This window comes from Vibrio sp. MMH1-50 (assembly GCF_022347645.1).
GTDB classification, from domain to species: Bacteria; Pseudomonadota; Gammaproteobacteria; order Enterobacterales; family Vibrionaceae; genus Vibrio; species Vibrio harveyi.
On sequence record NZ_JAKRGG010000005.1, the window covers coordinates 97,198 to 117,764 of the forward strand.

Annotated in this window: 15 protein-coding genes; 11 read left to right on the top strand and 4 right to left on the bottom strand. The window is 44.4% G+C overall.

What is annotated here, in order from left to right; genetic code table 11:
• Nucleotides 1-169: 169 nt before the first annotated feature.
• A complete protein-coding gene (locus tag MHO32_RS05960) occupies nt 170-946 on the bottom strand; it encodes an AraC family transcriptional regulator (protein ID WP_239210901.1) in 777 nt (258 codons plus the stop codon).
• Between the two features lie 101 nt (nt 947-1,047).
• Here MHO32_RS05960 and MHO32_RS05965 point away from each other — a divergent pair, with 101 nt between their 5' ends.
• Complete coding sequence (locus tag MHO32_RS05965; protein WP_239210903.1) at nt 1,048-2,232, top strand: MFS transporter; 1,185 nt, start codon at nt 1,048-1,050, stop codon at nt 2,230-2,232.
• A gap of 43 nt (nt 2,233-2,275) precedes the next feature.
• On the opposite strand, the gene MHO32_RS05970 is transcribed toward MHO32_RS05965, so the two are convergent.
• Nucleotides 2,276-2,416 carry a hypothetical protein gene (locus MHO32_RS05970; RefSeq protein ID WP_155243578.1) on the bottom strand — a complete coding sequence of 47 codons (141 nt, stop codon included), beginning with the start codon at nt 2,414-2,416 and terminating at the stop codon, nt 2,276-2,278.
• A 63-nt stretch (nt 2,417-2,479) separates the two neighbouring features.
• Here MHO32_RS05970 and MHO32_RS05975 point away from each other — a divergent pair, with 63 nt between their 5' ends.
• Nucleotides 2,480-4,147: an SgrR family transcriptional regulator gene (locus tag MHO32_RS05975; RefSeq protein WP_085320025.1), complete on the top strand. Its 1,668-nt coding sequence runs from the start codon at nt 2,480-2,482 to the stop codon at nt 4,145-4,147.
• A 99-nt stretch (nt 4,148-4,246) separates the two neighbouring features.
• Here MHO32_RS05975 and MHO32_RS05980 read toward each other — a convergent pair whose 3' ends face one another.
• Nucleotides 4,247-6,184: an LTA synthase family protein gene (locus MHO32_RS05980; protein ID WP_009697460.1), complete on the bottom strand. Its 1,938-nt coding sequence runs from the start codon at nt 6,182-6,184 to the stop codon at nt 4,247-4,249.
• A 417-nt stretch (nt 6,185-6,601) separates the two neighbouring features.
• On the opposite strand from MHO32_RS05980, the gene MHO32_RS05985 reads away from it, so the two are divergent.
• Both MHO32_RS05985 and MHO32_RS05990 read left to right on the top strand, forming a co-directional pair.
• Nucleotides 6,602-7,696 (top strand): hypothetical protein, encoded by a 1,095-nt coding sequence (locus MHO32_RS05985; protein WP_239210905.1) that lies wholly within the window; start codon nt 6,602-6,604, stop codon nt 7,694-7,696.
• The gene (locus MHO32_RS05990; RefSeq protein ID WP_239210906.1) at nt 7,693-9,597 is read left to right on the top strand and encodes a DUF3857 domain-containing protein; all 1,905 of its coding nucleotides are present in this window, start codon (nt 7,693-7,695) and stop codon (nt 9,595-9,597) included. Before MHO32_RS05985 ends, MHO32_RS05990 begins: the two co-directional genes overlap by 4 nt.
• Nucleotides 9,598-9,638: 41 nt before the next feature.
• On the opposite strand, the gene MHO32_RS05995 is transcribed toward MHO32_RS05990, so the two are convergent.
• Nucleotides 9,639-11,042 (bottom strand): MATE family efflux transporter, encoded by a 1,404-nt coding sequence (locus MHO32_RS05995; protein WP_049535949.1) that lies wholly within the window; start codon nt 11,040-11,042, stop codon nt 9,639-9,641.
• Between the two features lie 372 nt (nt 11,043-11,414).
• Here MHO32_RS05995 and MHO32_RS06000 point away from each other — a divergent pair, with 372 nt between their 5' ends.
• The 7 genes from MHO32_RS06000 to MHO32_RS06030 all read left to right on the top strand — a co-directional run bounded on the left by MHO32_RS06000 (nt 11,415) and on the right by MHO32_RS06030 (nt 20,014).
• Nucleotides 11,415-13,295 (top strand): DUF294 nucleotidyltransferase-like domain-containing protein, encoded by a 1,881-nt coding sequence (locus MHO32_RS06000; protein ID WP_009703074.1) that lies wholly within the window; start codon nt 11,415-11,417, stop codon nt 13,293-13,295.
• Nucleotides 13,292-14,041 (top strand): 3'-5' exonuclease, encoded by a 750-nt coding sequence (locus tag MHO32_RS06005; protein WP_009697463.1) that lies wholly within the window; start codon nt 13,292-13,294, stop codon nt 14,039-14,041. The genes MHO32_RS06000 and MHO32_RS06005 overlap by 4 nt, the downstream gene beginning before the upstream one ends.
• A gap of 225 nt (nt 14,042-14,266) precedes the next feature.
• The gene (locus MHO32_RS06010) at nt 14,267-15,931 is read left to right on the top strand and encodes a BCCT family transporter (protein ID WP_005446060.1); all 1,665 of its coding nucleotides are present in this window, start codon (nt 14,267-14,269) and stop codon (nt 15,929-15,931) included.
• Nucleotides 15,932-16,275: 344 nt separating this feature from the next.
• On the top strand, nt 16,276-16,809 hold the full coding sequence (gene ectA / locus MHO32_RS06015; RefSeq protein WP_038897882.1) for a diaminobutyrate acetyltransferase: 534 nt from the start codon (nt 16,276-16,278) through the stop codon (nt 16,807-16,809).
• A 33-nt stretch (nt 16,810-16,842) separates the two neighbouring features.
• Entirely contained in the window at nt 16,843-18,108 is a 1,266-nt protein-coding gene (gene ectB / locus MHO32_RS06020) for a diaminobutyrate--2-oxoglutarate transaminase (RefSeq protein ID WP_110415964.1), read from the top strand.
• A gap of 14 nt (nt 18,109-18,122) precedes the next feature.
• Nucleotides 18,123-18,509, top strand: coding sequence for an ectoine synthase (locus MHO32_RS06025; protein WP_005446054.1), 387 nt, complete (start codon nt 18,123-18,125; stop codon nt 18,507-18,509).
• 80 nt (nt 18,510-18,589) lie between these two features.
• Nucleotides 18,590-20,014 (top strand): aspartate kinase, encoded by a 1,425-nt coding sequence (locus MHO32_RS06030; protein ID WP_009697467.1) that lies wholly within the window; start codon nt 18,590-18,592, stop codon nt 20,012-20,014.
• Nucleotides 20,015-20,567 lie beyond the last annotated feature (553 nt).

Consider the following 20,567-nt stretch of genomic DNA (forward strand, 5'->3'; position numbering starts at 1 on the left):
GCCTAAAATGCACATTTTTAACCGATCTTTCTGATTATTTACGTCTTTTTAGTGAGTAAATACGCAAGCGGCGTATCTGGTAGAATCTTCAGATGATAAGGATGTCAAGTACTCGGAGTATCGACCGTTCGAACTCTGCATCAAATACGGGCTTTATTCGTCCTCAATATCAATTGATGAAGAAGCGGCCCGGTGTCACCCCAAAGCTTTGTTTGAATAGATGATTAAAAGCACTTGCGCTCGTAAAGCCGCACTCAAATGCAACGGTAGTGACAGGGTGAGATTGCGCCAACAAAGTCAGAGAGTGGAATAATCTTGCTTGTTTACGATACTCGATGAAAGACATGCCAACTTCATTACGAAACAAGCGGCTCAAAGTACGGCTGCTGACGTTAATTTCTTCTGCCCATTGCTTTAGTGAACGATTGTCCGCAGGGGTCTCCAACAGTGAGTTACAAACTTGTCCGAGTTTGGCGTTGTTGGGAAGAGGGATTTGAATGGACACTTGTGGTGCGACTTTCAACTGATCCAACAAAACCTGAACAATAAGCCAATACGGTTCCGTGGTCGCTTGATCGGCAGGTTGCTCAGAAAGATGAATGATCATCTCACGCAGCATTGGTGAAACATTGAGAACACCACTCTGATTTGGCAGCTCAATATCGATGCTTGGCAACAAGTAAACGTTTTTCATCGCCGCATCCCCATACATGTACACCTTGTGTTTCTCATACGCTGGGATCCACACAGCCCTTTGAGGCGGAACGACCCATAACTTCAATTCTGTCTCGACCGCCATCACTCCACTGCTGGCGTACACCAATTGGTTATGTCGGTGGCAATGCCAGTCAATGATGTGCCCGTTGGGGTAGTGCTTGGGAATGACCACCGCCTCTAAGCGATTGATACTGGCATCCAAACTGATGGCTTTGACGTTTTGGCTCATTTGAGCAATAACCTGTCTCGATGGAATCTATACGCCAAATGCTAGCCAGATAAACTGAGCTTGTCATTAATTAGCTTTCCGTTATTTTGTTTGGAGTCGAGATGAACCGCTCAATTCACGCGGGTGTCCTTAATGTGGGGCACTCACTTAATCATTATTTCTTGCTCATTTTTCCTTCTGTCGTACTAACGCTGCATAAAGAATGGAACATGAGTTACGCCACACTACTTCAAGTGGGAAGTGCAGCCATGTTGGTTTATGGCGTGATGTCGCTACCGGCTGGTTGGCTAGCGGATCGTTGGAGCAGAAAAGGCATGATGATCGTTTTCTACTTTGGGATGGGCATCTCTGCGTTACTTACCGCTCTCGCGCAAACGCCATGGCAAATGGGATTGGGGCTTTGTACCATTGCCTTGTTTGCCGCGATTTATCATCCTGTTGGTATTGCACTTATCTTCAGCTCTGCAAACAAAACAGGCAGGGCTATCGCGGTAAATGGGCTGGCAGGCAACTTAGGTTTGGCATTTGCGGCAATGGGGACCGCTTTGTTATGCCAATGGTTCTCTTGGCAAGCCGCATTTTATATTCCAGGTATCGTATGTTTGTTAACTGGCGTTATGTACTGGTTTGCATCGAAAGACGTTACCGGTATCGAACATGTGAAAAGTATACGTGACGACGTAACGATACCTTTGCGACAACTCAAAGTGCTGTTCGCTTGTGTGGCGGTGATTGTCTTCTTCGGTGGTTTGGTCTTTCAATCTACTACGACCTCGTTACCAAAAATCATGGACGCACAGTTTAGCCAATCATTGAGCCTTTCAAGCACGTTGACCACCTCTATTTTTGTCTGTGCTGCGTTTATTCAGCTTGTTGTGGGTGAGTTGATAGATCGTGTTGATATCAAGAAGCTGCTCGCCTGCATTACTGGTGGGCAGCTGTTATTCCTGCTATTGGCGACGATTACTCATGAATGGTCTTTGGTTATGGTGTTTGTTGGTTTGATGTTGTGTACGTACGCGCAAATACCGGTGAACGATTGGCTTATTGGCCGTTATTCCGATGCGAAATGGCGCTCTAGGATCTATGCCGTTAAGTACACATTAAGCTTTAGTACCGGACCTATCGCGTATTGGCTTATTGCTTCTACCTATGCTCATACACAAGAGTTTGTATTGATGTATTTCATCCTTGCCGGTGGGATGGGGGTCGCACTACTGAGTGCAACGTTAATGCCTTCGTCAAGCAAAAGAAAACCGGCTAGCACCACACTAGTGAAACAGTGAAACAAAAAGGAGCGCGTCGGGCGCTCCTTATCACGCACTGTGCTTACACAAAGAGTAAGACCGAAAACACAGTTTGAAAGAATGAACTCACTCTAGATTGGTTGGTTCTTACTGGTTCTGGTTTTGGTGTATTTCGATGGCGCTCGGCACTTAATGTATAGTAAGAGTAGTAAATGGTATTCATATTGACCTCCTGTATGACTTTAGAGATAGTATGAAAGTCTAATTGGGAACAAATAACGAACACATGAATATGGATAGTTCATCTTTTAAATCTACCTCGCATTTGAGCCGCTTACGTCAATTGAGTCGGCACTATCAAACTCAGGAGAGAAAGCCAGTCACCATCGCATCACTAGCAGAACAACTGCAATGTAGCGATCGAAATGTCAGTAAATTAATGGTGGCAATGGAATCATATGGTTGGGTGACTTGGGCTCCGGGTAAGGGGCGGGGAAACGTGTCCACGCTCACACTACTTGTGACGTTTGAAGAGGCGTTAAAGCAGGCATTAGAAGAGTGGGTTAAAGCGGGAAAAATCAACCAAGCACATCAACTTGCAGAGCAGTTTGATGGCGAATTGGTGTTTCAAGAAAATCTGCCTCTGTGGTTGGGTGATGCGCAAACCGAACTGAACAAGCAAAATACCCTGGTTTATATCGCACCTTATCAATTACCAGAGTGGCGACCACATCAAGCTCACTCTGTGCGTTCGGTGATGCTAATAGATAGCATTTACAATACATTGCTGCGTTTTGACCCTCACTCTCAAAGCATCTTGCCTGAACTTGCGCACGCATTTGAAAATAAGGGAGACCATGTTCGAATTCGCTTGCGTAGTGATGTGACTTTCCACAATGGCAAGCGATTGAGCGGCACTGATATTAAAGCGAACTTTGAGCGAAGATTAAACGAGGCTCATCCGTTTTCGATCTTGTTTCGCCACCTTGATTCTATCAACGTCGAAGGGCAATGGGTGACGTTTTATCTACGTCAAAATGACCCTGTATTCCTCAATTTATTGTGTGATAAACACACGGCAATTATGGATTGTGAACAGCCACATAAGCCTATTGGAACAGGTCCCTATTATGCGGAACGATTGGAGAGTCACCATTGGACACTCAAAAGAAATCCTCGGTATTTTGGCATTGGAGGGTTGATTGATATGGCTGAATTTTGGTCATTGTCACCCTGTAGCAAAGTGGGTCATGCACACATTCAGCAAATGCAGCGCGCGATTCATCTTGATAATGTCGGAGATGATCACAGTAAGCAAAATGGTTGTTCTGTCCTTCATTTTTTCTACCACAAAAACCAATTGAGCAAGCAAGAGCGTGCTTGGATTGTTCATCACTTTAGAAAGCATGCTGATCAGCGCGTAGAGTTAGCAAATAGTCTGATGAACGAGCACCAAGACAAAGGTTTTCACCTGTTTGAAAGCCAAATGACAAAGCCAAAGCGTCCAGTGGTGATCGAAATTCGTGAGAACTTAAAAGCAGAGCTTGCTCCACTCATTGAGATACTTTCCGAGCTTGGTGTTGAGTGGACGATTCAAAGTCCAGACGACGAGAAACGTGCGATCGCTGATGTCGGTTATGGTTGTTACGTATTTGGCGATGACCGAGCTTATCAGTATTACGAGTGGATGCTTGCCAGTGACGCGTTTACTCGATGTTTGAGCGAGAAAGAGAAAAACAGTTTAGTGCAGTTCGTTGATGGATTGATGCGTGAAAGTGAAGACAGTCATGGATTGCTAGAGAAGCTATTCCGAGCGGAGGATTGGTTGATACAGAACTACCATTATGCGCCGCTTTGGAGAGAGCACATTGTCTACTCTCAATCTGAAGAACTGCATGGAGCAGAAACTGACCGAATGGGTGTGATGTCTTTGAAAAACATGTGGCTTGAATAGGGACTGCAGACACTAAGAATACAACAATGTGAGAAAACAAAAAGGAGCGCATTGGGCGCTCCTTTTATTCATTTATAGCTCAATGAATGTTTGGTATGACTACTGAACCGCTTTGGATGCATACCAGTTGTTTTGGTACGCCTTAGAAGCAAATAGTGCATTGGCTTTCGCGCGTTCAATAACGGCTGGATCAACGTCCATCGGCTCCATGGTTTGTTTATCAAAATCGTATTGCATTGTTGATACTTTCTCACCCGGAGAGAATACAACAAGGTTATCTCGGGTTAGGTAACCAAAGTTCTTGTCATATTGCATCATTGCACGTTCATCTTCACGAGCCAAAGGCTTAGTCAGGTCGCGACCGATCATCGGTGTTTTTGCATCGATACCAATCAAAGACAGCAGTGTTGGTGGCATGTCGATGTTGTTTGCAATGCGGTCATCTTTGCGCGGTTTGATGTCTTTACCAATGATTAAAGCAGGAATGTGGAAGTGCTTCACTGGGACCAAGTTCGCACCGAATACACGAGCATCATGGTCAGCAATGACGATGAAGATAGTATCGTCCCAGTAAGAAGATTTTTTCGCTTTATCAAAGAACGTACCAATCGCATAGTCTGAGTATTTAACGGCATTGTTGCGCGTCATATGCTCAGCATCGTAAGGTTCAATCTTACCTTCTGGGTATTCGTATGGGCTGTGGTTACTCGAACTGAATACTAAGCTAAAGAAAGGCTTGTCAGTTTTTGATAAGCGCTCAAACTCTTGGTCCGCTTTAGTGTAAAGATCTTCATCACTTACACCCCAAGAGCCAACAAACTCTGGATTCTCATAGTCTTTTTCTTCCACAATCTGGTCGAAGCCGTTACCGAAGAAGAAGGTTTTCATGTTATCGAAGTTTGCTTCACCACCATAAATAAACTCAGTGTGGTAACCGCGGTTTTTCAGTAAGTCAGCAATAGTAAAGAAACCTGTTTGGCTTTTGCTTAGTTTTACCACTGCGCGCGATGGTGACGGTGGGAAACCTGTTGTCACCGCTTCGATACCACGAACAGAACGCGTACCCGTTGCGTACATCTGAGTGAACTGCCAACCTTCATTCATCAACTTGTCGAAGTTAGGCGTAAGAGGAAGACCACCCAAGGAACCAACGAATTGAGCGCCCAAACTTTCTTGAAGCAAGATAACCAAGTTCTTTGGCTTTCCTTGATATGTTGCTTGGTTGCTGTTCATAGTTGGAAGTAAAGATGGATCAAAATCAGACTTAGTAGAAGAGGCGCGAACGATGTCGAGCATCTTCTGATCATCCATTTTTCCGTAAAACTGCTCTGCGCTCTTTTCTGACTTCATGTTGTTGACAGCAAACAACAGTGAATAGGAAGAGTTGAGTGCCAGATCGTTCATTAGAGGATCATTCGAAAATGCCACCATTGCAGGGTTAAGAGGGCGGTGACCCAAAGATGAACGAGCGCCAGCGACACCAATCAGAACCACTAAAATTGCAAGAACAGGACGCCATTTCCAGTTTACTTGCTGAGCGTTATCCGTCAGTTTCTTACTCCATTTCCAACCTAAGAAAAGCGTAATAACCGTACCAAGCGTGCCGATGAACAGTTCTAACTTGTAGCCAGTCCAAAGCATACTGAATACTTCTTTCGGATAAATGAGGTATTCCACGAACAAACGGTTCGGACGAAGATCGTATTCTTGTATAAATGGAGCGGTAGCAAGCTCCATGTATACCAAGATCCATAGACCAGCGACCATCCAACAACGGAGTAACCATTTCCAGCACTCACCAATCTTACCGGTCACCGGTAATAGCGCAGACAGTAAGCCTGGCAGGATAAACAACCAACAAATCGTTGCAAAATCGACGCGTAAACCCTGACCAAGAATGTAAATAAGGTCGTTAAAAGATTCGATCCGGTCAGAGAGCCAAAAGGCTAATAAAATCCGCGAAGTGGACAAAAAGACAAGCGAAAATAGCGCAAATACAGCAACAGGCTGTAAAGGCCCAAAGGTGGGCTTTTTCATAAATATTCCCTAATTTACTGATGTGTTTGGTTTTTATGATGCGTCTTGTATCAAAGAAAACGTGAAACAAACGTGAAATATAAGGCTTATCTATAAATTTAATTGTAATGATTGGTACGGCTTTGTAAGGAGGCGTAATGCGATACTCAACTATACGAGTAGTGATTTTTTGAAACTCAACATTTGGAAGTAAAAATCAGCAGAGAAGAGAATAATTTGCGTTAGTTATTATTTAACGTTAATCACAAAAGGAGATGCATTAAGCTTCTTTCATTCGTGTTTTAATGCATCTTTGTTAATATCACCGATTTATAAAATATAAATATAATGAGTGAGTTAGAAATATCTTTCGAGCTTATGACTGAAATGCAATGTGACGCAGTCGGATCAACGTACGTTTTGGCTTTGAATTAAAATATGGATTTAAAAATGCAAGAAACCAGCAGTATGCCTTGCGAAGAAGTGTTAGATAAATCGTCTTCTGATGACGCGCCTATTCAAAAAATGAAAGTGGCGTATCCAAGAAAACCAATTTTTGATTGGTTTTTAGCTTTCAGTACTCTCGGCTTTTACACAAACTTTTGGCTCTATCGCCGTATTAAAGAAATAGACCAACTATCCGCTAGAAACTTCAAACCGTTTTTATGGTTTTTTGTTCCTTGGTTGGCGATTTTCCAATACTTCGCATTTCGCAGCTTGGATCGCACGCTTTGTGAACTCGAAGAGGATAATAAGAACCTCAATGTTCGTACCGTTTATTACTTAGGTGCATTAGGGTTCTTGTTATCAACGATTTACTTCTCCCTAACTTCGCAGTGGGCAACACCCTTATGGCTAGACTTTGTTGCATATTTATTTACTGCTACTTCATTTACTGCTTTTTCTTATCGAGTAAACAATTTCAAACGTCAGCGAAGCGATATTGAGTTTACAGGCAAAAAAGGTGGTTACCATCCTCTGGAATGGTTAGTCGTAATCATTATGACACCGGGTGTGCTGTTGATGTATGGCGTGATGTACAACAATTCCGTAATGAAAGACAGTTTAGAAGCGTACCCAGATCAATCTACTTACATTGAACAGGGACAGGATTTTCAGCTCACTTTCCATGGTGCTAATTGGCATCGTTTAGAGCTTGGTACGTACAGTGATGGCTCAGCGTTAGCAGAGTTTGCGAGTGAAGAGTTTGGTTCTTACCTAATCGTGTTTAATAACCGAGAGCTCCAGGATATTAACGAGCACATGCATGATCGTCGTCAATGGATTGATGAGGAGATTGGTGCGTCTCGTTGTGTAGAGTCACGCAGCTTTGTCGGTAACGATTTTGCGCTCAAGGTAGAGTTAGTCTGCACCAAGGAAAGTGGCTCAATGTTAGCTTCGGGTTACGTGACTTTGCTTCACTCTGGTGATAATAGCTATGAGCTAATGGGAATCCTAGATCAACCCGCTAAAACTTACTCTCATAGAAAACCAGAGTTTGCAGCGATGGCAAAGGAGTTCACATTACAATGAATTTAACTCAGTTATTTAGCCTAGTCGCTATTGCTGGGTCGTTAGGTGTGCATGCTAACGAGTATCCCCAAATCGACTGGAAGTTATCACAAGACGGTCTACGGGACGCGTTAGCTCTCATCCCTAAAGATAAATCACATTCTGCAATGGCTCAGCTTTTACGTGAAACTAAGTTTAATGTTCGAGCCGACGTTGTTAGAAAAGAGCAAACATTAGTCAACTACTTTCCAAGGTTTGTCGACGTTGAATCGCATGGGACGATGGGGCTGTACTTTGACCCTAATTATGAAAAAGTGATAATCAAAGCGGCTGCATCAGTTTCACCAAACGGAGTGATAAAGCAGATTGACCCATCTCAAATTCAGGTGCTAGGTACAGGCGTTTATAACACCTTTTCCAGTCAAAAAGAGATCGCTTTAGCAATCCCAGGCTTGGAAGAAGGTGGTATTGCTGTCTTGAAGTACGAAATCATTACTCAACGTTCAATGATGGAACATGATTGGGCTGAAGAGCTACATACACAACGTAGCTACCCAATGGATAGTTTCCGACTCGACGTCGTGTGGGATGAGGCTTCGCCAGTTTATTGGGCAAATGACAGCGAAGATGTGAATTGTAAACAGACCAATTCAACTCTCTCATGTTTGGGGCACAATATCGCTGCTTTTGATGGTGATTATCAGGTTAAGTGGCGTGATGCTATTAGTCGCATTGCTTTGGGGTCTATGAGAACATGGCAAGATGTCGCGGATCGCGCGTCGACCACCATGAACACAGCGTTTAGAGATCAATCGGGCTTAGAGCCGCTGTTTCAAACATTGGCTCATGGCGCAATCGACACTGATGAGAAAATCAAACGCATTTTGAGCTTTGTGTCTCGTGATATTCGTTACGTTTCGCGTTCAAAGTTCGGTCATGCGATGACACCGCATGACCTTGCCGAGACGATTGAAAACCGCTTGGGTGACTGTAAAGATAAATCTGTTTTGCTACTCGGATTATTGAATAAACTGGGCTTGGACGCTGAGTTAGTTTTGGTCGCAACAAAGCAAATCAAAACAGAAGGGGTATTGCTGCCAACAATGACGGCATTTAACCATGTAGTTGTTTGTTTTGAGTATGGTGAACAACGTTATTGTGTAGACCCAACTGATACACAAACCAATTGGCAGTACACACCTGAGTGGATTCAAAGCAAAGTGTCTCTTCCATTGACGCAAGACGCTCAACTTGGACAAATGCAACAAAGCCGTTACCGATGGAAAATGAATACTGACACCGTGATTTTATTTGATGATTTGGGTGGACAAAAAGAAGTTCAAGAAAGGGTTTACGTCGGTGAATATGCAGGGTTGGTGCGCGCCAATTTGTATGAACTGGGTGAAGCTGAACGTATCGAAAAATTAACGGATGAATATTCCGAAGTGGTAACAAGCATCGGTAACCCCGAATTTCAGGTCAAAAATCTCGACACTATGTCGACTCGAACCGTTGTCCGGTCTGAGTCGGTCATCGAGCCGTTTCTAGGTGTGGAAGAAGAGCTTCAATATGAAGAGCATGATGCATGGATCAAGAAGGAATTGGTTGACCTGAAAATGTACAATGAGAAGTACCCTGCACTTTTCCATGGAGTGAGAGTTGTGTCTGATGTGTATTACGATACTAACAATTTATGGGAAATTACGGATATTCCTCCAACTCTTGAATTGACCCATTCTTTGGGTTCGCTAACACGCAGCGCAGAACTGATTTCGCCGACTGAATTGTCCGTAAGAACAATACTTGAAGTGAGGTCTACAATGGTCGAAGTGTCTGAGAGAGAGCGCTTCAATAAGATGCTTAATACATTTGCAGAGCAGTCTCTAATTAAGTTCTATGGCAAAGTGTTAAAGCAGCCCTAACTAAAAATGAACAAAGGAGCTCAAGTGAGCTCCTTTGTTCATCAGTTCAATACAAGTTCTTTAGCATCAAGTTCATTTGTAGTTTGATTGTACTTCTTAATCACTAGCGCCAAGCGAATCAGCATTGAAATTGCAGCGGTAGTTAATCCTGTCACGATACCAATCCAGAAGCCTTCTTCGCCCATGGCAGGAACGATTTCATCGGTGATACCCAGCAACATACCCAATGGAAGTGCCAAGCCCCAGTAAGCAAGAATTGCCAGAATCATTGGGATCTTAGTATCTTTGTAGCCACGCAGAGCGCCGTTTGCAGAGGTCTGCAGTGCATCACTGAATTGGTACATCGCAGTAAACATCAGCAGTGTAGCCGCTGTTGCTGAAACCACAGGATCTGTGGTGTACAAACGAATGATCCACTCTGGGAACAGCAAGAAGAAGCCGACTGAAATCAACGACAGTAGCGCGGCAGTAATAATGCCTACCAAACTGCGGTGAGAGGCCGTTTCAAGCTTTTGTTCACCCAATGCATGACCAACGCGAATCGTGATACCAAATGAAAGACTCATTGGGATCATGTACGTCATGCTAGAAATATTCAGTGCTATTTGCGCCGCTGCAACGTTCTCCGCACCGATACGACCAATCAACAGGGCAATCACCGCGAAGATACTGCCACAAACCGCAATGTTTAAGCCAATCGGCATCCCGAGTTTGAACAGCTGTTTGATCTCTTGCCATACTGGTTTTAATTCTGCGAAGTGAAGAATGTTTTTATAGTGGTGATGGCTCTTGATGTAGCTAAACAGCAGGGCCGACATCAGCCAGTAAACCAAGCTAGTAGCCCAGCCACAACCAACCGCCCCCAGAGCCGGCATGCCGAATTTGCCGTAAATCAGAATGTAGTTAACAGGGATGTTTACCAACAAACCAATCACAGAAATCAACATCGGTGCGCGAGTGTTGTTCATCCCTTCGCAGAAGCCATTCAAAGTGTAGAAAAGCGCAATGCCTGGAACACCAAACGCCAACGCGACAACGTAATCACTCGCGATAGGGATGATCTCAGGCGCAACACCTAAGCCAACGAGAATGGTTTCCCCAAGTAGTAAGTAAACAATCAGAATCGCACTGACAAACGCAGACAACCAAAGCATCTGAATAAACGCGATACGCACGTTATTTAAACTTTGTGCGCCGCGGTGGTAAGCCACAACAGGTGTTAATGCCATGATGATGCCGCGAAGCAATAGCGAAACGGGTAGCCATAAACTGGTGCCAAGTGCGATCGCAGCAAGGTCTGCAGCACTCACTTGTCCTGCCATTGTGGTATCGATAAAGCCCATCGACTGAGTGGCAAGTTGCATCAGAATGATAGGGATCGATAGGTGTAACAAAGCGCCCGATTCTTTAAAAAAGCGAGAAAAAGAGGAAGGTTTGTTTTGCATGGAAGTAATTAAACACCAATATCAATGCACCAGTGGAAGCAGGATAGCGTTGTGCATTGTAGGGTGTGCCGCGTAGGCACGCGCAATATACGGATTTTTGTTCTTGCGTTCAATATGTAATTTAGATCACAAGAAAACGATTGCGAGAGCTTTTAAAGTAAATATTTATCGCGTGAATGCATTGTATTTTTTACTGCTGATTTTTAGATGAAAACAAGCAATTTTAGACACACTCGTTTCAATAATCATCAGTCATTATTCCGCTTTTCGACGGTTGCACAGCTTTTTATCTGACGTCTCAATTTATTTATTGTCTGATTATTTTCTTGGTGATATTTATCGCCTTAGTTTAGGCAATGCATGGAATAAAGAATGGAAGCCGAGCAATTAGAAGTACTCAATTTCATTAGCCAATACCCACCTTTTGATGATTTACCGGAAGAGCACCTAAGAAACATCGCAATGAATGCCGAAGTCGCCTATTACCGCGCAGGGACGGACATTCTCAAGAAAGGCGATGACATTCGTGATTTATACATGATCCGTAGTGGTGTGGTGGAAATCTTCCGCCGTAAAGGGGAGTTGTACAACCGTATTGATGCTGGTGGTTTATTTGGACAAATGGGGTTGTTGATGAACAACCGTGTCCGTATGCCAGCCAAAGCGATTGAAGACACCTTGGTTTACTGCATTCCAGAGAAGATCTTTACGGAGCTATGTGACGAGTTTGAGAACTTCGCCGATTTCATGGAGTTGGAAGACAGCGCGAGGCTGCGTACCGCTGTATCAAACCACTCAGATGGGAATGACTTTACGACTGCGAAAGCGCGCAAGATCTTAAGTCGTGAGCCAGTGACGCTAGAAGCCAGTGCAACGGTTCGTGAAGCGGCGATCTTAATGGCAGAAGAGGGCGTCACTGCGCTTTTGATTGTCCGCGCGCAAGAAGACATTACTGAAGACGACGATGACCAACTGCTTGGTATCTTGACCGAGAAAGATCTGTGCGTTCGCGTTTTAGCTGAAGGTCGAGACAGCGATATTCCTGTAAGTGAAGTGATGAGCTACGACGTTGTGTCGCTCGATTACAGTGCTTACGTGTTTGAAGCTATGCTGACAATGCTGCGTTACAACGTCCATCATCTGCCAATCCTAAAAGATAAAAAGCCGATTGGCGTAATCAGCATGACGGATATCGTCCGTTATGAGTCGCAAAACAGCTTGTTGCTAGTGAGTTCTATCTTCCAGCAAAACTCGGTAGAAGATCTCAAAGCGGTATCTAAACAAGTGAAAGACTGCTTTGTCCGAATGGTGAGCGAAGACGCAAATGCGCACATGGTTGGACGAGCGATGTCGGTTATTGGCAGCAGTTTTAAACAAAGATTGGCAGAGCTAGCAGAGCAAGAAATAGGTCCTGCGCCCATCCCGTATTGTTTGTTGGCGATGGGCTCCATGGCGCGTGATGAACAGCTTATCGTCACAGACCAAGACAACGCGCTGATTCTAGACAACAGCTACGACCCAACATTGCATGGTGAGTATTTTGCTCAGTTCGCGAAATTCGTTTGTGATGGATTAGCCGAGTGCGGTTACACCTACTGTACTGGCGACATTATGGCAACTAACCCACAATGGCGTAAAACGCGCTCAGAATGGGAAGAGTGCTTTGCGAACTGGATTGATAATCCAACGCCAGAACGACTTCTGCATAGCAGTATTTTCTTCGATTTACTTGGTGTACATGGACGCGTGAAATGGGCTGAGCAACTGAGCGGGTTCATTGTCCGTCGTGCTAAGAAGAACAATCGTTTCTTGGCTTGTATGGCTTATAACGCAATCCGTCGTACACCACCACTAGGCTTCTTCAAAGACTTTGTGATGGAGAAAGACGGACGTCATCGCAATTCCATCAACTTGAAGCGTCGTGGTACCGCACCAATGGCGGATCTGATTCGGGTGCACGCGTTGGCGATTGGCTCTCGTTCGCAAAACTCGTTTGAGCGTTTGGATGACATCAACAATGCGGGCATCTTACCGAAAGGTCGCGGCATGGATTTAAAAGACGCTATGGAGTTGATCTACATGGTGCGAATCCGACATCAAGCGCTGGATATTGAAAATGGGGAAGAGCCCGATAACAACATCGAGCCAGAAGAAATGTCGGAGTTTGAGCGTCGCAACTTAAAAGCTGCATTCCAAATCCTAAGCAACGCACAGAACTACATTAAGTTCCGTTACCAGAGAAGTGGCAAATGATGTGGTTTTCTAAACAGAAGCAAGATAGTCGAGATTTGCTTGATACCAGCCAGACCCCCGATTGGGCGGTTTTCTTCGAGCAACTTTCCGAACAAGCGAAAGATACTCGATTAAAACGTTATTACTCTACGCCTATTGTGAATGGTGATACGCCACTAAAAGAGGTACCGTTTGTCTCCGTCGATTTTGAGACTACTGGCTTAAACGCAGAGGAAGACGCCATTCTCACCATAGGCTTGGTACCATTTACCCTAGGCCGCGTACAGTGCAGTGGCTCTCGTCATTGGGTTGTGAATCCAAATCGAGAACTGAATGAAGAGTCGGTGGTGATTCACGGCATTACCGATTCTGAAGTGAAGAATGCACCTCAACTTGAACAAATTCTTGATGCCATTCTTGATGCGTTGGCAGGTAAGATTGTGGTCGTGCACTACAAAAACATTGAGCGACAATTCTTCAATAATGCTTTGTTAAACAGTATAGGTGAGGGGATTCAATTTCCAGTCGTTGACACCTTGGATATCGAATACGCAATTCAGCGTCGACAATGTGAAGGTTGGTTAAATAAACTCAAAGGCAAAAAGCCTGGGTCTGTGCGACTCGGACATGCGCGTGAGCGTTACCATTTACCTGTTTATCAGCCTCATCATGCCCTTACGGATGCACTTGCAACCGCCGAGTTGTTGCAGGCACAACTGCAGTATCACTTTGACGGTGACATGCCATTGTCCGTGGTTTGGCAATAGTGGTTCGGTAAATTGACAACAAAAATAATTAGTCGTCCTGATAACAAAATGCAATGCGATATCATGGCGGTTGAGGGTAAAATTATAAAGTAGAGCAACCCTTCTAAAAGCGACACAACGATCGCACATAAGCTTTGCAGCAAGTGACACAAGAAAGTCATCACTCAGCTTCCTACACAAGCTTAATTTGAATTTAATCTAGCCACGTTTTTAAGGAGATAAATCGTGAGCACCGACAATAATGGCGGTATACAGCGCCCCGACGGTAAGGTGAACCCGATCGATACTGATTACCAGATTGGTCAGGACAACGTCGCGTTAAAAGTAGGTCCTTTCGGACTTGATATTCACAACCGTGTGTTTGCTATTTCAGGCATGTCGATCATCCTGTTCGTAGTGTTAACACTGACTTTCCGACAACAAGTAGAGCCGTTTTTTGCGGGTTTGCGTGGTTGGCTTGTATCTAACCTTGATTGGTTCTTCCTATCTGCGGGCAACGTGTTTGTCGTGGTGTGTTTGATTCTGATCGTAACGCCACTTGGTCGCGTTCGTATCGGTGGTACAGAAGCAACACCAGATTACACTTACGCAGGCTGGTTAGCGATGCTATTCGCGGCTGGTATGGGTATCGGTCTGGTATTCTTCGGCGTATCTGAGCCTATGTCTCACTTCAGTGCTGCACTTGGCGGCGTGAACGTTGAGAATGGTATCCGTACTGACTGGGCTCCATTAGGCGCAGCAGAGGGGGATACCGCGGCGGCATCTGCACTAGGCATGGCAGCGACGATTTACCACTGGGCACTTCACCCTTGGTCAATCTACGCACTGTTGGCTCTTGGTTTAGCGATCTTCTCGTTCAACAAGGGCTTGCCTCTAACGATGCGTTCTATTTTCTATCCTCTTTTCGGCGAGCGAGTTTGGGGTTGGGTTGGTCACGTTATTGATATCCTAGCCGTTGTTGCAACTGTGTTTGGTCTTGCGACTTCTCTTGGCTACGGTGCATCACAAGCAGCAACAGGTCTAAACTTCTTGTTCGGCATCCCGATGACAGAGACAACGCAAGTCGTGCTTATCGTGATCATTACGGCGTTAGCGTTAATCTCGGTAGTTGCGGGTTTAGATAGTGGTGTAAAACGTCTGTCTGAAATCAACATGGGTTTAGCAGCACTATTGCTATTGTTCGTGATCATCGTGGGTCCAACGCTCGCAATCATGACGGGCTTCTTTGAGAACATCATGTCATACCTTGCGAATGTTCCAGCACTATCGATGCCATTCGGTCGTGAAGACGTGAATTACTCTCAAGGCTGGACGGCGTTCTACTGGGCATGGTGGATTTCATGGTCACCATTCGTAGGTATGTTTATCGCGCGTGTTTCTCGTGGTCGTTCCGTTCGTGAGTTTATCGTGTGTGTAATCCTGATCCCATCAACCGTGTGTGTATTATGGATGACGGCATTCGGTGGTACGGCGATCAGCCAATACGTGAACGATGGTTACCAAGCGGTATTTGATGCAGAGCTTCCACTTAAACTGTTCGCGATGCTAGATGTGATGCCTCTGTCTCAAATAACCTCTATCGTGGGTATTATTCTGGTTGTGGTGTTCTTCATCACATCAGCGGACTCTGGTTCTCTTGTAATCGATACGATTGCAGCGGGTGGTAAAGTGGACGCACCAACACCTCAACGTGTGTTCTGGTGTACATTCGAAGGTTTAGTTGCAATCGCGCTAATGCTTGGCGGTGGTCTAGCGGCTGCACAAGCAATGGCGGTAACAACTGGTTTACCATTCACAATCGTATTGTTGGTTGCAACGGTATCTCTAGTGAAAGGTTTAATGGATGAACCTCGCCCAACATCAAAATCAATGAAGAAAGCGAAAGCGTAGTTTGAGCGTCTTTCATAACAACTAAAAAAACGGCACGTCTCAACGTGCCGTTTTCTTTTCTGAATTCTTCATATCTAGCCAGAAATTGGCTACGACTTTCTTCCTGTTCAAAGCTTTTTTTACGCCACAATATCGATAATGTGCAGCGCATCTGTCTAAAAATACTCTTAACCCTATAAATACATTAGAGCTCAAACTATTTTTAAAGTCATCTGCACTTTGCCTTCGTGCGATCTAGATCAAATAAACGGGTATTTAGAGCTGGTCAGTTTGATTTTTATGCACAATCAGTGTGCATAATAAAAAGGAAATTTAATTAGTGTACGAAGGATATGTATCTACATATGATTACCTCAGCACCTTGGGTGATGTATCCAGAAATTGGAGAAGACCCAAGCAAAAAATGGATTTTTCGTGAACCTGTCGTGTCTGATGGCGACGACATTTATGGTTTAATCGCAGATTGTCCGCCGCTCGATATGAACTCTTCATATTGTAACTTCCTCCAATCTAGCCATTTCAGCAAAACCTGTGTTCTCGTCGAGCACAAAGGTGAGATCGCTGGTTTCATCTCTGGTTATCAGAAACCGGATGAGCTCAATGTATTGTTCATTTGGCAAGTCGCCGTCGCACCGCGATTTAGAGGCAATGGATTGGCTTTCAAAATGCTCAAAAACATTCTTGACCGAGAAGGTCTCGAAAATGTTAATGCCATTGAAACCACGATCACCAAGGCAAATGATGCATCTTGGGCATTATTCAAAAAGCTTGATGCGCAAAATGGCAATGACGGTGAAGTGACCACCTTCTTGGATGAAGATAAACACTTTAAAGGCAAGCACGATACTGAATATTTGTATCGTATCCCCCTCAAATAAACCCACTAATAGGAATCAAATAACGGTCTTATCATGGATATTTTTAAAAAGCAGGAATCCAACGTACGTTCATACTCAAACAGTTTTCCGGTTGTTTTTCGTAGTGCGAAAGGTTGCTGGTTAGAAACAGAGCAAGGTGAACGTTACCTCGACTTTCTTGCTGGAGCGGGATCTCTCAATTACGGTCATAACAATCCAGTACTTAAGCAAGCGTTGCTTGAATACATTGAAATGGATGGCATTACACACGGCTTGGACATGCATTCAGAAGCAAAAGCCGCCTTTCTTGAAGCGTTAAACCAATACATTCTTCAACCAAGAGCGCTGGACTACAAAGTTCAATTTACAGGTCCAACGGGAACTAACGCTGTTGAAGCTGCCATTAAACTCGCCAAAAAAGTAACGAGTCGTAGCAGCATTGTGGCCTTTACTAATGGTTTTCATGGCTGTACGGCAGGTGCGCTTGCAGCGACGGGTAATCAACACCACCGTCAAGGAGCGGGATCAAGTTTAAACAACGTCACGCGAATTCCATTCGAAGGCTATGCGGGTATTGATGGTCTGAAATTATTTGAAACCATGCTGACTGACAATTCGGCAGGCATGGACAAGCCAGCGGCAGTTCTACTGGAAACCGTGCAAGGCGAGGGCGGTTTGAATGTTGCCTCCAACGAGTGGCTGCAACGACTTAGTAAGCTGTGCAAAGCTCACGATATTTTACTGATTGTTGATGACATCCAAGCTGGGTGTGGCCGCACAGGTACTTTCTTTAGCTTTGAGCCATCAGCTATCAAGCCGGACATGGTGACGCTTTCAAAATCTATTGGCGGTTATGGTCTGCCAATGGCGATTGTTTTGCTCAAACCTGAATTAGATAAATGGAAACCAGGCGAGCACAACGGAACGTTTCGCGGTAACAATCATGCTTTCATAACGGCAACCAAAGCGCTAGAAACCTATTGGTCGACGAGTAACTTTGAAGCTCATATCAAATCTTGTTCCAACAAAGTCGAGAGCGTGATCCAACGTTGCGTGCAGCGTTATCCTGAGCTGTTCGTGCAGCGTAAAGGTCGCGGCATGATGATTGGTATTGAATGTAAGAGTGGTGACATCGCAGGCAACATTGCAAAAAGCTGTTTTGACAATGGTATGGTCATTGAAACCGCAGGCCCAAATGATGAAGTGGTGAAGTTTTTCTGCCCATTGACCATTTCTGAAGCCGAACTTACCCAAGGGCTTAATATCTTCGAGGGCTCGGTTGAAGCCATCGCAAACAAACACTTCAAACAAGCATCATAAATAAGGAACAGATCATGATCGTTAGAACACTCGACGAGTGTCGCAATAGCGAAAGGCGCGTGGTATCGGATAACTGGGAAAGTGTCCGTATGCTCTTGAAAGATGACAACATGGGCTTTTCATTTCACATCACGACCATCTATGAGGGTACGGAAACGCACATTCATTATCAGAACCATTTGGAATCTGTATTTTGTATGAGTGGAGAAGGTGAGATCGAAGTAGTCGGCGGTGAAACGTACCCAATTAAACCGGGTACGCTATATATTCTAGACAAGCATGACGAGCACTATCTACGAGCTTATAAAAACAAAGAAATGACCATGGCTTGTGTGTTCAACCCGCCCATCACAGGCGCAGAAGTTCACGATGAAAACGGCGTTTATCCTCTCGTTGATTAACCCATTAAGGTTTTAAAGGGGCGAGGTTTCGCCTCTTTTTCTTATCCATTCTTTCAAATTACCAACCATTAAGGCCCATCATGACACTTACCGTAGAAAAGATCGGCGGTACATCGATGACAGCATTTGATGCTGTGCTCGACAATATTCTCCTTCGTCCACAAAATCCATATAACCGTATTTTTGTTGTCTCTGCTTATGGCGGAATGACCGATGCACTATTGGAATGCAAAAAGACCAGTAAACCGGGTGTCTACCAATTGATAGCCAAACGAGATGAAGCGTGGCAAGACGCGTTAGCGTATGTTGAAAGCCGTATGCTCCTGACCAACGAGCACATTTTTGCTGACCCGATGAATCGCATGAGAGCTGATAAGTTCATTAGGTCTCGCATTTCAGAAGCAAAAACTTGCGTGACTAACATCCTAGAAACTTGTCAGTACGGGCAGTTCTCTCTGCGTCATTACTTACCTCAAATCCGTGAGTTTCTCTCTTCAATTGGCGAAGCACACAGTGCCTACAATACGGCATTAAAGCTCAAGAACATGGGGATTAATTCGACTTTTGTTGATCTGTCCGGTTGGGATAATCAGCAACCTCTAAGCTTGGATGACACAATACATGAAGCCTTTGAAGGGATTGATGTTACCCAAGAACTTCCAATCGTGACAGGTTACGCGTACTGCAAAGAAGGGTTGATGCATACGTATGACCGTGGTTACAGCGAGATGACTTTCAGCCGAATTGCAGCAACAGTCAAAGCCGATTTAGCCATTATTCATAAGGAATACCATTTAAGTTCTGCCGATCCAAAAGTGGTCGGTGTCGACAGTGTCAATCCGATTGGATTTACGAATTATGATGTGGCTGATCAATTGGCAAACCTTGGTATGGAAGCTATTCACCCTAATGCCGCCGCAGGTCTTCGCGAAAGTGGTATTGAATTGCAGATCAAAAATACCTTTGAACCTGAGCACAAGGGCACTCTAATCTCTGCGGATTACCGTCCGGAAAGTGACCGCATTGAAATTATTGCGGGTAAGCAGAAAGTATTTGCGCTTCACCTGTTCGACCAAACCATGGTTGGAAAAGTGGATAATGTCAGTTACGAACTGATGGAAATCATTGCTGATGCCCGCGTCAATCTTATCGGTAAAGAGATGAATGCGAATTCAATAACGTATTACCTAGGTGGCAGTGTCGATAGCTTAAATAAAGTGCTCTATAAGGCGGAAAAACGCCATCCACGAGCTTCTATTACTGGTAAAATGGTTGCGCTGATTTCTGCGATTGGCTCTCAAATTGATACTAACAAAACACTGGCGAAAGGCGTGTTAGCCCTGATGAATCGAGGAGTCACACCGATAGCACTCCATTCATCAATGAGAAACGTGAATGTGCAGTTTGTCGTCAGTGATGATGAATACCAACAAGCGATTTGCGCATTACATGGCGAGTTTTTTGAACAAGACCGCGGAGCGAAAAAATCGGTGAATGTTGCTTAATCGACTTGCCTGATCATGTTGCAGTTTTAAATACGGGGAATCTCTATTTGAAACTGCTTAACTGAATACATACTTTAAACTTCGCATGATAGTAGAGAATACAAGTGTAAATAATGACTTTGAGCGTCGTTTATCAATCAGTTCTTCTATCACCACTGTGTCGTCTTTAGTTAACCTTGCTCGCCAAATTAAGCACCAAATGACCCTAACACGATAACACTGGTTGTTAATGGTCATTGGGGCATTTCTAAACGCAATAGCATAAAGCCGTTTTGAATAGAGGATCTCTTCGCCAATTCGCAAGGTAAATCTTGTCGACAGGCGGTGATATTCGGCAGTGACGAGTATGCCATCGACATAATGTGATTGTGTTTGAACAGTTTTGAATCCCATCTTGCTCTATCCTTAGACCTCGAACTTAATCCAACGAATCAACATATTATTGGAAGTTCGTACAAAAAGATTCAATTATATTGAATTTCTTAATAAAAGTAGGGTGAGCGCATTCGATGAGGTATGCAACGGTTAGGAGTGGCAGTATGAAGGTCAAGCT